The sequence below is a fragment of the Mycetohabitans sp. B2 genome (genome assembly GCF_021733735.1).
Lineage (GTDB): Bacteria > Pseudomonadota > Gammaproteobacteria > Burkholderiales > Burkholderiaceae > Mycetohabitans > Mycetohabitans rhizoxinica.
On sequence record NZ_JAHKSP010000077.1, the window covers coordinates 17908 to 31676 of the forward strand.

Below are 13769 nucleotides of genomic sequence, written 5' to 3' on the forward strand. Positions count from 1 at the left end.
AGGAGAACCGATGGACCTGATGAACTATTTCTCGAACAACTGGCAGGAACTGGCGTCGCTCACCTTGCAGCATCTCGCGCTGGTTGGTACCGCCGTGGGCTGTGCGATTCTCGTCGGCGTGCCGCTCGGCATCCTGATCAACCGATGCGCCTGGTTGGCCGGTCCGTTGCTCGGCTGCGCGACGATCGTGCTCACGCTGCCGTCGATTGCGCTGTTCGGCCTGATGATTCCGCTGCTGTCGCGCTGGGGTGCCGGCATCGGCCCCGCTCCCGCAATCGTGGCGGTATTCTTGTACTCGCTGCTGCCAATTATGCGCAACACCTACCTGGCGCTGCGCAATGTCGATCCTAGCATCCGCGAAGCGGGTACCGGCATCGGCATGACGCGGTGGCAACGGCTCAGGCTCGTCGAGCTACCGCTCGCCGTGCCGGTAATCATCGGCGGCGTACGCACGGCCGTCGTCATGAACATCGGCGTGATGACCATTGCCGCAGTCATCGGTGCCGGAGGCCTCGGCGAGTTGGTACTGCGCGCGATCAGCCAAAGCAACATGACGCGGCTGGTGATCGGGGCGGTGCTCGTGAGCGTGCTGGCCATCGTCGCAGACCTGCTGCTGCACGCACTGCAGCGTGCATTGACACCGAAGGGAGTAGCGAAGACATGATCGAACTTGACCACTTGACGAAGACCTTCACGCGCAAGGACGGCAGTGCGGTACGGGCGGTCGACGCCGTCAGCCTGACCGTTGCCGAGGGCGAAATCTGCATTTTTCTCGGCCCTTCGGGATGCGGCAAGACCACGACATTGAAAATGATCAATCGGCTGATCCAGCCGACCGGCGGCCGGGTGCTGCTCAACGGCGAGGACACCGCGAACGTCAACGAAGTGGAACTGCGTCGCCACATCGGCTACGTGATCCAGCAAGTCGGCTTGTTCCCGAACATGACGATCGAGGAGAACATCACGGTCGTGCCACGGCTGCTGGGCTGGGACAAGTCGCGCTATCGCGAGCGCGCGACCGAACTGATGTCGATGGTCGCGCTGGACCCGAAGCTGTACCTAAAGCGCTATCCGCGCGAGCTTTCTGGCGGTCAGCAACAACGCATCGGCGTGATCCGCGCGCTCGCGGCTGATCCGCCTGTGATGTTGATGGACGAGCCGTTCGGCGCGGTTGACCCGATCAACCGTGAGTCGATCCAGAACGAATTTTTCCAAATGCAACGTGCGCTGAAGAAAACGGTGATCATGGTCAGCCACGATATCGACGAGGCGATCAAGCTAGGCGACAAGGTCGCCGTGTTCCGGCGCGGCCAGTTGGTGCAGTTCGATCATCCCGACACGTTGCTTGCCCATCCCAAGGACGAATTCGTCAGCGCGTTCGTGGGCCACGACAGCACACTCAAGCGCCTGCTGCTGGTCAAGGCGAGCGACGCGGCAACCCACGCCCAAACCGTGCACGTCGATACCCCGCTTGCCCAAGCGCTCAGCGTCATGGATGATACCGACAATCGCTATGTGACGGTCACCGACGACGCGCGGCGCGCACTAGGCTACGTATCGCGTCGTGCCGCGCGTGAAGGCGCATCCACCCCGGCACGTTGCGGCGACAAAATGCGTGAATTTGCGACCACCGTGAATGCGGAGGATAACCTGCGCGTGGTGTTGTCAAAGATGTTCGAGGTTAACTCGCCGTGGTTGCCGGTCGTCGATCCGGAAGGCGGCTATCTCGGCGAAATCACGCAGGACTCGATTGCCGAATATTTGAGTTCGGGCCGCTCGCGCGGCGTGCCGACCGCTGCTGGCATGTAATCCTCGCCGGCTTGGCCGGCCGGCAAAGCACACTGCTTCAAGATAGCGAAACGTTGTTCGACTGGCCGGCAACGCTATTCGACTGGCCAATCTGTCGGTCAGTCGCTGCGCCGGCCACTCATAATTGTCCTGCGGCACTTCACTGGCTCAACCCCGTCAACGTCGCGTGTCATCAGTATCGAAGACCGTTGCATAGGGTGCTCACACACGGCTACACACCGCTCGTATCGGCGATCGAAAAGCCGGGCTACGCACGCTGCGCAGACAGCCGGAAAGTCCATCCCAATCGGAAAGGCGCGCACGCGCACGACATGCAGACCAAGCTCCAATTCGGGATCTTGAAGCACGGCGGCGCCAACTCGCATCACGCGTCCTATCGGGAATGGAAGGTGCTTATCACTGGGCATGCAATTTGACGTAGTTGTGAAATGTGCTTAGATGTAAGTTAACCTGTCCACCCACAAGGAGTGCGTTATGTCAGGAGCGAACCGGCCAGCAGGCCCAGCTACCCCAAAATCTCGACAATTGGCAGAACAGATTACCCGCGACGAGATGGAGCGCAATCTCCCGGATGCATTATGGGGTCAAGACCGCGACAGTGAAAGCGGCCACGGCGGGCCGGACGGCCCACTACCCCACACACGCTCCGTCGGCAAGCCTCGCAGTTCGGCGAGGACACCCGACGGCAGTTGAATGCAAGGCAGCGCATGGGCCAACCGCCCGTGCGTCGCCCACCGTACCCCTGCGGGCCCCCGGAAAATGTGGCCCGACTCACTCCCGGTCAGCCCGCGTCCGCGGGGCCACGTGGCCCGGGCAAGGACGGACGCCGGCCGGGATCCACGGCAAGAAGCGCGAACCTTCCCTGATCAACGAATAACGCAGATCACGTTGCTGCACCGCTCAGTTGGCGGTGCAGCGCCGGCAGCGAAAGTTTGGTTTCGAACAGTCTCGTGAGACTGGCGCTAGTGTAGCGGCTCACTTCGGTCGGCTGCACCCACCGGAACGCGTCCATTTCGGGAATCATTTTTCCGTTCCGGTAGCTCGGAAACAGGCACGTGCATACGCATTCGCGGATATCGACGTCGCACGTCGAGACGCGGGTCGCGAACAAGTGCAATTCCTTGTCAGATCGATAAGAAAACGCCCCCAGTTCGACCAGCGCTGCTGCGTCGAGCGTCAAGCCGGTCTCTTCGCGGGTCTCGCGCAGCGCTGCGTCGATCGGTGCCTCGCCCGGATTGGGCTGACCCTTCGGGATGTCCCAGTGGCGCGTCTCGGTTGCGTGACACAGCAACACGCTACCGAGTTCGTTGAGTATCACGACGCCACACGAGGTCTGTTTTGGCATAACGATCCAGTTTCGCGTTCTGGTACGGCTTCGATGCATCGATCTGTACCGCGCTAAAGCAACGCGATCACGCGCGCGTCACCGCGGTCCACCGCCGGCACCACCTGCGCCCCCACGCGGCGGAACGTCAACGATACAGTCCGGCTGCCCACGCGTAGATCGCCGACTTCCAACCAATCAATGCTTTCCGGCAACCGCGGGCACTCGATGCGGACTTCCTCCCGCTGCGCGTCCACGGTCACGCCCAGGCAAGCCTCGAGCATCATGAACGGCGAACCTGCCGCCCAGGCCTGAGGCAGGCACGCGACCGGATAGGCGGTCGGCGGTTCGCCGCGCCGCCGCGTGAAGCCACAGAACAGCTCCGGCAACCGCATGTCGAAGTAGACCGCTGCCTCGAACAGGGCCTGCAGCAACCGCACCGCCGCGTCCTTTTCGCCGTAGCGCGCCATGCCGCGCGCGCACAGCGCGGTATCGTGCGGCCACACCGAACCGTTATGGTACGACATCGGATTGAATCGGGGCTGGCCGCTGGCCAGCGTGCGCAGGCCCCAGCCGGTGTAGAACAACGCGGATTCGAGCGTATGCGCGACCTGCTCGCCACGCGCCTTGTCCGGGAGCCCGAACGCCAGCAGATGCCCGGCGTTCGAGGCCAGCACGCGGCACAGCTGACCATGCCCGTCCAATGCAATCCCATAAAAACCTTCCTGGGGCATCCAGAACATCGCCTCGACCCGTTCGCGCAGCGCCTGGGCACGCGTCGTGTAGCGGGCGGCGAGCGTGGCGCTGCCGCGGTGCTGCGCCAGCCGCGCCATTGTCTCGAACGCCGCACACGCGTACGCCTGTACCTCGACCAGTGCGATCGGCCCGTCCGGTATGCGCCCGTCCGAGTGGAACACCGAATCGTGGCTGTCCTTCCAGCCCTGGTTGGCCAGGCCGCTGTCCGCCGCGCGCTGATAGTCGAGCAATCCAAACGGGTTGCGATCGCATACCCGTGCGATCCATTGCGCGGCCAACTCCAGCGCCAGCCACAATTCGTCGATCAATGCCCCATCGCCGGTCCTCTCAAGGTAGGCTCCGGCCAACACGATGAACAGCGGCGTCGTATCCACGCCGCCGTAATACAGCGCAAACGGCACTTCTCCGGTCGCCGCCATCTCGCTCTTGCGCATCTCATGCATGATTTTGCCCACCGCGGCATCACGAAACGCCGAATCCTCGCGCGCCTGCTGGGCCGCGAGAAAGCGAAGCACGCCACGAGCCAGCGCCGGCTGCACCCACAGCGTCTGCAAGGACGTCATCACCGCGTCCCGCCCGAATGGCGTTGAGAACCACGGAATGCCCGCATATGGATAGGGTCCGGTGTCCCGATCCGTGGTCAACAATCCCAGATCGGCAAACGAGCGTTCCATCCAAGCATTGAACAATGGATTGCTCGAGCGCAGCCTTGCACTGGCGCGACGCCTATCGCGCATCATTCGGTGCGACTCGGCCAGCGCGGCGCGTACCGCCGCCCGCCCCGCGCCGCTCAAGCCGGCTGGCGGCTTCGACACCGGACCGGGCACCGGCGCGGCGGTCTCGTTGATTGGCCGGGTAACAACCGTGACCTGCAGGTAAACCGACAGGCACGCCTCGGACGGCAACGTCAACGTATAGTCGGCGCGCCCCGGCATCAGCTTGTCCGGAGCAGGAGAAAAAGCGATGCGCACAATCCGCTCGACATTGTCCAAACCCTGGTAGCTAAACACGACCTCGCCCTTGTCGACATAGGGCGTCGCCAGCGTGCCGCGCCGGCCGCGCGGCGAGCCGCGCACTTCGAACATGTCTAGAAAATCGCTGGCAAATGAAAGCGACAGCGGTACGACCGCCGGCTCGGTGCCGTAATGGGTCAGCGTGATCGCCTCGTTCAATACATTACCGCACAGCACCCTCAAACGCTCGACATGGATCACGCCCTGCGGCGTATGCCCGCCACCCAATGGCGGCAGCGGCCGGTTGGTCAAGTGGGCGGTGAACGCCGTGTTGTCGCTGCTCACGCTGCTCGACAGCAGCGATGGCGCCCGGCCGCCAAACGTGAGTTGCAGTTGCGACAGCACCCGCGTGTCGTTGACGAACAGGCCGTCATCATGGCCTAGGATATCGCCATTCGGATCGTTGACGACGAACGTGTCGCCCGACTTCAGCACGTACCGCCGGCCGGAGGTGACATTCGCGTGCTCCGGCGCAATGAACACGCCGTCGTCGCCGGTCTCGGCGCCCTGCTCCGGCAGCTTCGCGAGCCCGCCGGCGATCGGTTCTGGCTCCTGCATGAGTTGGCTCCCTTTCAAACACCTGCGTTGTCACAGCACCGCTCGCGCGTTGTCGATTGTATGACCATGGCACAACGCGATCGTGCATTCGCACAAGGATGTTCGTCCCATCATCCAGCTCTCATATAACATGCAAACCTGATACGTTGCATACTCGACCTTTCCGATGTCGGCCAGACCTCACCCATTGACCGAACATGATATCGAGCAATGGATCGCAGCCATTTCATCCGGCCAATATCCGGTGGGCACAAAGCTGCCCGCCGGCAGGGTGCTTGCGCAAATCCACGGCGTCAGCCAGGCGGTGATCTGCGATGTCGCAGGAGGACTGCAGGCAGAAGGATTCGTCGATACGCGCTAGGGCACCGGCGGCACAATGCGCTCACGCACATCCGCCCGCGGGTATCGCTCTAATTGCACGGGCATCGCCATGCCAGAACGCACGGGCTTCGCAACGTGGCCGAACAGTGTTGCTGGCAGCCGCGGCACGGAACATCAAGAAGACTACGCTACTGCTGGCGCGTCCGCTGGCGCTTTTACGCGTCTTCTGGCGCTCACGCATCGTTGCAGCGGTTGATCGCTAATCTCGCGATCCTGCTTGGCCCAAGCACACAAAACCGTGTCAACATCGCGCCCGTCTAAAAGACGAAACCCCACGCTCCAAAAAACGTGGGGTTTCGTCAGCAGTCCGAGCGCAGGTCAAGCCTGCGCTTTTGTTGCCCGCTGCGTCGAACCGGCCACGCCGGTCCCCCCGCAGGGGCAGGTTGCGTGCCGCTTAGAACCTGTGGCGCAGGCCCAGCGCAACGTACTCTTGCGCGCCGCCGTTCGCACCGGCAAAACCGTACGAGCTAATCGAAGCCTGAGCTTGCGAACCCGCACCGTCCTGCTGACCGGTGGCCTTTTGCCATGCGCCCACCAGGTACACGTCGGTGCGCTTGGACAGGCTGTAGTCGGCGCCCAGGCTGACCTGGTTGTACTTGGCCGACGCGTTGCCCGAACCCTTCGTGTAGCTGTAGCCAATGCCCGTGAGCAGCGCCGGCGTGGCCTGGTAAGTCGCGAACGCGTTGCCAGTGTTGTACTTCTGCGTCTGGCCGAACGACGAAGCGGAGTCCGCCGTGTACTGCGCATTGCTATACGACGCGCCGACGTTGACCGGGCCGATTGTGTACTGGCCGGCGACACGGGCGATCTTGAGCGACGCAGCCGACGTGTAGGCACCATTGACCGGGCCGTTGAAGATCGAGTCGGTCGTTGTGTTGGTTGCCGTCGTGGTGGAATCTGAGAAGTCCCGCACGCCGTTGGTGACCTTGCCGCCGTTGTAGTACTGATAGCTCGCTGCCACGGCGATCGGACCGTTCGTATACGCCAGCGCAGCGCCCCACGCACGGCGGTCGCCAAACGAGCCGGCCTGATTACCGAGCGCGTATAAGCCTTCGAATTGGAAGCCGGCCCAGACCGGGCTCGTGTACTTGACCGAGTTGTTGACGCGGACGCTGTTGTCGTAGTTGTCGACGTCACCCGGCGTTGCGAACCCGGAGCCGAAGTAGTTATCGCCCGTGATGCCTTGTACCAGATCCGTATCCGGCACATATTGGCGACCCAGCGTTACCGTGCCGTATGCATCATTCTGCAACCCTACATAAGCCTGACGGCTGAATTCGCGGCCACTTTGGCCAAGACGGCCATTGTTTGGTTTAAAGCCGTTTTCCAGCTGGAAGATCGCCTTCAGGCCGCCGCCCAAATCTTCCGCACCCTTTAAGCCCCAGCGCGACCCCTGTAGGTTGCCGGAAACTGTGGACCATTGGTTCTTGCCGCCTTGGTTATGTAAGAAGGTAATGCTTTCATCGATAACGCCATACAACGTTACCGAGCTTTGGGCGTGGGCTGCTGAGGTAGCGGCGAGCACGCCGAGCGAGATGGCCGAGAGTACCAGTCGTTTCATTTAATCTTCTCCGAACGGTCGTTCATTTAATTTTCCGTGCGGCCGAAGCATACCTCGACATCTGTAGAAGGAAGAAATAAAAGCGCGTCCAACGTTGCTAAATTTAGACGGTATGGATTCACAATCGCCATTTTCGGCAGACGGTGTGATAGCCCTGGCTGCACATGCAAATTCCCGCAGGGAATGGGCCGTTGCGGCTCACCCGCGCGCCGCGCACAACACCACCCGATTCAGCGAGCACGGGCGGTGCTACGGTTTATCGTGCTCCACCCTGGCGCACCAATGGAGCACAGGATTTATCGTGTCCCCCCGGAGCACCAATGGAGCACAGGATTTGTCGTATTTCGCTTCCAGGGCATCTATGAAGCACAGGGTTTGTCGCGTTCCGCCCCGGAGCATCCATGGGGCCCAGGGACAGCGGCGCCACGCATCTATATATTAGGGCGGGTTCATTATCATTGCGCCGTTTCCTCAATGCGCCGGCTTGATCTGATCCAGCGCCAGATTCAGCTTGAGCACGTTCACCCGCGGCTCGCCCAGCAAGCCAAACTGCCGGCCGGTCGTATGGCGGGCAATCAACTCGTCGACCCGCGCTTGTGAAAGGCCTCGTGCCCGCGCCACGCGGGGGGCCTGGTAAGCTGCCGCCGCGGGGCTGATGTCCGGATCCAAGCCACTGCCTGATGAGGTCACCAAGTCCACCGGCACCGGCGCCGTGTTGGTTGGATCGGCTTCATGTAAGGCGGCAAGCCGTGCCTTCACCTCGTGCGCCAGCGCCGGATTGGTCGGGCCTAGGTTCGATCCGCTCGAGCTTTGCGCGTTGTACGGATTCGGTGTCGTCGCCGACAGTCGGCCCCAGAAGTAGTCGTTTCTATCGAACTGCTGTCCGATCAGCGCCGAACCGATCAGCTTGCCGTCCTTTTCGATCAGGCTGCCGTTGGCCTGAGTTGGGAAAACAGCCTGTGCGATCGCCGTGACCGCGGCAGGATAGACGATGCCCGTGATCACCGTCAGCGCGACGAACAGCACCAGTACGGGACGCAGTAAAGTGTTCATGTTCATGATTCACAATGGAGCAGCGCGCCGCCCCGAAAAAGGCCGGACGGAGGCAAACGAAGAGACGCCGACCCGCCCGGCAAGGGTTGCACGGAACGGATCAGGCCCAGCCCAGAGCCGTGATCGCCATATCGATCAACTTGATGAACGGGAACGGCAGCACAATGCCACCCAACCCATAGATCAACAGATTGCGCCGCAGCAGCGAAGCGGCGCCCAGCGGCCGGTACTTAACCCCCTTTAGCGCGAGCGGAATCAGAAACACGATGATCAGCGCATTGAACACCACCGCCGACAAAATGGCGGAGGAAGGCGAAGTGAGCCGCATCACGTCGAGCACGTGCAACTGCGGATAGGTGGTCGCGAAGGCCGCCGGAATGATCGCGAAGTACTTCGCTACATCGTTGGCGATCGAGAACGTGGTCAGCGAGCCGCGCGTCATCAACATTTGCTTGCCGATCTCCACGATCTCGATCAGTTTGGTTGGATTCGAGTCGAGATCGACCATGTTACCCGCTTCCTTTGCCGCCTGCGTGCCGGTATTCATCGCGACCGCGACGTCGGCCTGCGCCAGCGCCGGGGCGTCGTTCGTGCCATCGCCGGTCATCGCCACCAGCCGCCCGTCGGCTTGGTACGCGCGGATGGTGGCAAGCTTGGTTTCTGGCGTGGCCTCGGCCAAAAAATCATCGACGCCGGCCTCGGCGGCAATCGCTGCCGCGGTGAGGCGATTATCGCCAGTCACCATCACCGTCTTGATCCCCATCTTGCGCAACTCGGCAAAGCGCTCCTTGATCCCACCTTTGACGATGTCCTTTAGCTCGATCACGCCGAGCACGCGGGCTTGGCCACCAGCGCCTAGCTGCCGCTGCGCGACGACCAGCGGCGTACTGCCGCGGCGTGCTACGTCATCGACCGCCGCGCGCACTTCCTGAGGAAAGCCCCCTGCATGCGCCTGGACATACTGCTGGATCGCGTCAGCCGCACCCTTACGGATCTCGCGCTCCGGTAGATCAACGCCGCTCATCCTCGTCTGCGCAGTGAAACCGAGGAACTGCGCATGCAGGCTGGCCATATCCCGCTCGCGAATGTTGAAACGCTGTTTGGCAAGGACCACGATGCTGCGGCCTTCCGGCGTCTCGTCGGCCAGCGACGCCAACTGTGCGGCATCGGCCAGCTCCTGCTCGGACACGCCCGGTGCCGGCATGAACGCCGACGCCTGCCGGTTGCCAAGCGTAATCGTGCCGGTCTTGTCCAGCAACAGCACGTCGACGTCGCCGGCAGCCTCAACGGCGCGGCCGGACGTGGCGATCACGTTCGCCTGCATCATCCGGCTCATGCCGGCCACCCCGATCGCCGACAGCAATCCACCGATCGTGGTCGGTATCAGGCACACCAGCAACGCGACCAGAACCGTGATCGTCACGACGTGACCGGATTTCATCGCGGAGATCGAGAACATCGAGAATGGCAACAGCGTCGCGGTCGCGAACAGCAGCACGAGCGTCAACGCCACCAGCAGGATGGTCAACGCGATTTCATTGGGCGTCTTTTGTCGCTTCGCGCCCTCGACCATCGCGATCATCCGGTCCAGGAAGGCCTCGCCGGGATTCACGCTGACCCGCACCACGATCCAGTCCGACAGCACCCGTGTGCCGCCGGTGACGGACGAGAAGTCTGCGCCAGACTCGCGGATGACGGGTGCCGATTCACCGGTAATCGCCGACTCGTCGACCGACGCGACGCCTTCAATGACTTCGCCGTCCGCCGGAATCGTGTCACCCGCCTCGACCAACACCACGTCGCCGCGGCGCAAATCCGTGGACGTTATGATACGGATCGGCGCTTTCGGGTGAGGCTCGTTCAGCTTCTTGGCCATCACATTGTGCTTGGCGCTGCGCAGCGACGCGGCCTGGGCCTTCGAGCGGCCCTCCGCCAACGCCTCGGCGAAGTTGGCAAACAGCACCGTGAACCACAACCACAACGCAATGGCCAAAATGAAGCCGGCCGGCGCCTCGGCCTGCCCGGCAAGCGCCGCGATCCACAGCACTGTGGTCAGGATGCTGCCCACGTAGACACAGAACATTACCGGATTGCGCAGTTGAGTCCGCGGCGCGAGCTTCTTGAACGCATCGACGATGGCCGGCTTGAGTAGCACCGGATCGAACATCGAATGGACCGCGGTACGGGCCTGCCCGAGGTTGTCCGCGCGATGGGCAGGCGATGGATTGACGTTAGTCATGCTTTCCTCGAAATCAATGGCCGGCGATCATCATTAACTGCTCGACGATCGGTCCCAACGCCAATGAAGGCACATAGGTCAGCGCGCCGACCAGCACGAGCGTGCCGAGCAGCAACACGACGAACAACGGACCGTGCGTGGGCAACGTGCCCGGCGTCGTGGCAATGCGCTTCTTGCTTGCGAGCGAGCCCGCGACCGCCAGCACCGGCACGATCGTGCCGAAGCGGCCAAACCACATCGCAATCGCCAACAACACGTTGTAGAACGGCGTATTGACCGACAGCCCGCCGAACGCGCTGCCATTGTTGTTGGCTGCCGAGCTGAACGCATACAGCACTTCGGAGAAGCCGTGCGGCCCGGGATTGGCGATACCGGCCACGCCCAACGGCGAAAGCACCCCGATCGACGTGCCCACCAGCACCAGGAACGGCGTGAGCAGCACCACAAGCGCCACCATCTTGATTTCAAACGATTCAATCTTCTTACCGACGTACTCCGGCGTGCGCCCGATCATCAATCCCGCGACGAACACGGCGAGCAACGCGAACACGAGCATGCCGTAGAGCCCGGAGCCGACGCCACCGAAGATCACTTCGCCCAGTTGCATCAGCAGCAGCGGCACAAAGCCACCCAGCGGCGTGAGCGAATCGTGCGTGTTATCCACCGCGCCGCACGATGCTGCCGTGGTCGCCACCGTGAAGATGCCGGACTGCGCGATGCCCAAGCGCACTTCCTTACCTTCGGCGTTGCCGCCCGCTTGTAGCGCCGACGCCTGCTGGTCCACGTGCAGCGACGCAAACAGCGGATTGCCGGATTGTTCCGCGGAAATTTCCGCAAAGCATGCCACCGCAAATGCGATCGTCATCGCCGCGAGCACCGCATAGCCCTGCCGGCGGTCGCCCACCATGCGCCCGAAGACGACGCACAATCCGGCCGGGATAATTAAAATCGACAGGATTTGCACGAAGTTGGACAGCGGCGTTGGGTTCTCGAACGGGTGGGCCGAGTTTGCGTTGAAGAAGCCACCGCCGTTGGTGCCCAGCATCTTGATCGCTTCCTGCGATGCGACCGGCCCCATGGCCAAGGTCTGCTTGTCCACCTTCGCATCCTGCATCACCACATTGCCGTGCGCGTCCTTGACCGGATTGCCTTGCGCGTCGGTCCTGGGCACCGGATAAGTCGTTACCTGCAGCGTCGATACCTGCTGGTACGGCTTCAGGTTCTGCAGCACGCCTTGGCTCACCAGCACCAACGACACGACGATCGCCAGTGGCGCGAGAATGTAAAGCGTAACGCGCGTCAAATCGACCCAGAAATTGCCGATGGTGCGCGCGGTATGGCGTGCAAACCCACGGATCAGCGCGACCACCACCGCGATGCCGGTGGCCGCGGACAAGAAGTTCTGCACGGCCAGGCCCGCCAACTGGGTCAGGTAGCTGACCGACGACTCCGGTGAGTAGTTTTGCCAATTGGTATTGGTCACGAAACTGACCGCCGTGTTGAACGCGGCATCGGGCGGCATCGCGCCGAGTCCCTGCGGATTGGCCGGCAGCCATTGCTGCAGTCGCAGCAGGCCATACACCACGACGGCCCCCAGCGCGTTGAACAGCAGCACCGCGAGCGCATAGTGCTTCCACGACATCTCGGCCTGCGGATCAACGCCCGCGACTCGATACAGCCCGTGTTCCAGCGGGCGGCCCAGCTTGCGCACGAGCACCGACGAGCCATCCAACACCCCGCACATATAGCGGCCAAGTGGCAGCGCTAGCGCGATCAGCACGATGATGAACAGCACCGCCTGCAACAACGAATGGGCGTTCATTCCAAATCCTCCGCGCGCAGCAGTGCATACACGAGGTACACCAGCACCAGCAGCGTCGCGATGCCGGCCAGCCATGTCATCCACGCCATCATGAGCGGCCTCCAGGTGTGCGGCGCAGCTTGTCGCAGCCGGTCGCCAGCGCCATGCACAGCCCCAGGAACAGGACGATGCCGGCGAGGTAGATGAGGTCCATTGTTATGTTCTCCATTAATGCGCCAAGGCATCTAATAGGCTATCCGCAGTGCCATAAATCGCACGGCAAGAATGACCCGCGCGGCGTAAAAAGCGCGTAAACGCCGTCCTCCCCCTCGCCCCGGGCGACGACGCACAGGGTCTCATTGGCCGCTGCGCGCGAGGGGGCCGCACTCATCCGAATTCAAGTCAAGGCCAAGTAAGTGGACATTCCGATCACAGCGAATAGGCGCCTCGCCCGGCTGGCACTCGGTGTGCTGGGCATGGCCAAGCTGGCCACGCTGTATGCGTGCCCCCGCAAAGCTTGTTTCGGGTTCGACGGGTGTTTCAACGGGACCGGTATGCAAGCCGTCCCTCGTCCGGCCGGCGGCGACCGGCCAACCGCTCGCTGGCGCAATGATCACCGTCGAATGCACCCAGGATTCGGGCTCCACCGTGCCGGACAACCACGGAGACTACAGCGCAGCGCTCAATGCGATCCCGCCCTGTGTTCTCACGTTGACCTCCGACAGCATGACGTTGCATTCACTTGCCTTTGCCGGCGGCACTTTCCTTTCAACATCAATTCGTATATTGAATTGATTTTCTACTAACGAGGTTTACAAATCGAATACGGTACTATCACCCATTCGTCATCAACTGACCGGGCCGATTTGCCCCGAGCCTGTTTCATCGTTGCCATGCCATTGCGCCGCTTTGTCCCAATTTTAATTAGCAGTTTGTTATTGTGCGGCTGCATCGCGCAGACGCCTCCGCCCCCGTCCGTCCATCCGAACGCGCTCTTGGAAGGTATCCAGCGGTATGAGCAAGTCAATGCTAGGATCGCCAACGAACGCCTACTGATCGATGTGCGTGTGACGCGCGGCGACTATACGGCTGCGGCGGGCGCCGACTTGAAGCGCCGGCTCGACGACGTGCAACGGGACGCTGCCCGCATCGCCAGCCAGCACGACGGCGGCCTGGACGCCGACACGCAGCGCGCACTGAACGAGCGGCTCACTGCGATTTCCGGGGCGATAGCGCGCTAAACCGCCGTGGCGCAGCCGCCGCCCCCTCCCGAC

13 protein-coding genes and 1 pseudogene are annotated in these 13769 nt (G+C 62.4%); 6 read left to right on the forward strand and 8 right to left on the reverse strand.

The features are described 5' to 3' along the window. The first annotated feature begins 10 nt into the window (after positions 1–10). Entirely contained in the window at positions 11–664 is a 654-nt protein-coding gene (locus KPG66_RS15950) for an ABC transporter permease (protein WP_013428879.1), read from the forward strand. Further along, positions 661–1809, forward strand: coding sequence for an ABC transporter ATP-binding protein (locus tag KPG66_RS15955; protein WP_013428880.1), 1149 nt, complete (start codon positions 661–663; stop codon positions 1807–1809). Before KPG66_RS15950 ends, KPG66_RS15955 begins: the two co-directional genes overlap by 4 nt. A gap of 883 nt (positions 1810–2692) precedes the next feature. Here KPG66_RS15955 and KPG66_RS15960 read toward each other — a convergent pair. Together KPG66_RS15960 and KPG66_RS15965 are read right to left on the reverse strand one after the other, a co-directional pair. Then, on the reverse strand, positions 2693–3154 hold the full coding sequence (locus KPG66_RS15960; protein WP_237071447.1) for an NUDIX hydrolase: 462 nt from the start codon (positions 3152–3154) through the stop codon (positions 2693–2695). 53 nt (positions 3155–3207) lie between these two features. Further along, positions 3208–5460, reverse strand: a complete 2253-nt coding sequence (locus KPG66_RS15965; RefSeq protein WP_237071449.1) for an amylo-alpha-1,6-glucosidase — start codon at positions 5458–5460, stop codon at positions 3208–3210. Positions 5461–5626: 166 nt separating this feature from the next. On the opposite strand from KPG66_RS15965, the gene KPG66_RS15970 reads away from it, so the two are divergent. Both KPG66_RS15970 and KPG66_RS15975 read left to right on the forward strand, forming a co-directional pair. After that, a complete protein-coding gene (locus KPG66_RS15970; RefSeq protein WP_013428883.1) occupies positions 5627–5821 on the forward strand; it encodes a GntR family transcriptional regulator in 195 nt (64 codons plus the stop codon). Positions 5822–5874: 53 nt separating this feature from the next. Then, a pseudogene (locus KPG66_RS15975) lies at positions 5875–6102 on the forward strand (IS5/IS1182 family transposase); the annotation flags it as partial. Positions 6103–6235: 133 nt separating this feature from the next. Here the strand turns inward: KPG66_RS15975 and KPG66_RS15980 are convergent. The 6 genes from KPG66_RS15980 to KPG66_RS16005 form a co-directional block, all read right to left on the reverse strand. Further along, positions 6236–7402 (reverse strand): porin, encoded by a 1167-nt coding sequence (locus KPG66_RS15980; protein ID WP_237071451.1) that lies wholly within the window; start codon positions 7400–7402, stop codon positions 6236–6238. Between the two features lie 471 nt (positions 7403–7873). Continuing rightward, positions 7874–8455 (reverse strand): potassium-transporting ATPase subunit KdpC, encoded by a 582-nt coding sequence (gene kdpC, locus KPG66_RS15985; RefSeq protein ID WP_237071453.1) that lies wholly within the window; start codon positions 8453–8455, stop codon positions 7874–7876. 100 nt (positions 8456–8555) lie between these two features. Further along, positions 8556–10694: a potassium-transporting ATPase subunit KdpB gene (gene kdpB, locus KPG66_RS15990; RefSeq protein ID WP_442929458.1), complete on the reverse strand. Its 2139-nt coding sequence runs from the start codon at positions 10692–10694 to the stop codon at positions 8556–8558. A 13-nt stretch (positions 10695–10707) separates the two neighbouring features. Continuing rightward, the gene (gene kdpA, locus KPG66_RS15995; RefSeq protein ID WP_013428888.1) at positions 10708–12516 is read right to left on the reverse strand and encodes a potassium-transporting ATPase subunit KdpA; all 1809 of its coding nucleotides are present in this window, start codon (positions 12514–12516) and stop codon (positions 10708–10710) included. After that, complete coding sequence (locus tag KPG66_RS16000; protein ID WP_083813550.1) at positions 12513–12608, reverse strand: potassium-transporting ATPase subunit F; 96 nt, start codon at positions 12606–12608, stop codon at positions 12513–12515. The genes kdpA and KPG66_RS16000 overlap by 4 nt, the downstream gene beginning before the upstream one ends. Continuing rightward, positions 12605–12709: a potassium ABC transporter ATPase gene (locus KPG66_RS16005; protein WP_191287747.1), complete on the reverse strand. Its 105-nt coding sequence runs from the start codon at positions 12707–12709 to the stop codon at positions 12605–12607. Before KPG66_RS16005 ends, KPG66_RS16000 begins: the two co-directional genes overlap by 4 nt. Before the next feature lie 395 nt (positions 12710–13104). Between KPG66_RS16005 and KPG66_RS16010 the strand changes: the two genes are divergently transcribed. Together KPG66_RS16010 and KPG66_RS16015 are read left to right on the forward strand one after the other, a co-directional pair. Continuing rightward, positions 13105–13290 carry a hypothetical protein gene (locus KPG66_RS16010; RefSeq protein ID WP_157864569.1) on the forward strand — a complete coding sequence of 62 codons (186 nt, stop codon included), beginning with the start codon at positions 13105–13107 and terminating at the stop codon, positions 13288–13290. Positions 13291–13490: 200 nt separating this feature from the next. Beyond that, positions 13491–13736 carry a hypothetical protein gene (locus KPG66_RS16015; RefSeq protein WP_157864570.1) on the forward strand — a complete coding sequence of 82 codons (246 nt, stop codon included), beginning with the start codon at positions 13491–13493 and terminating at the stop codon, positions 13734–13736. Positions 13737–13769: the final 33 nt, after the last annotated feature.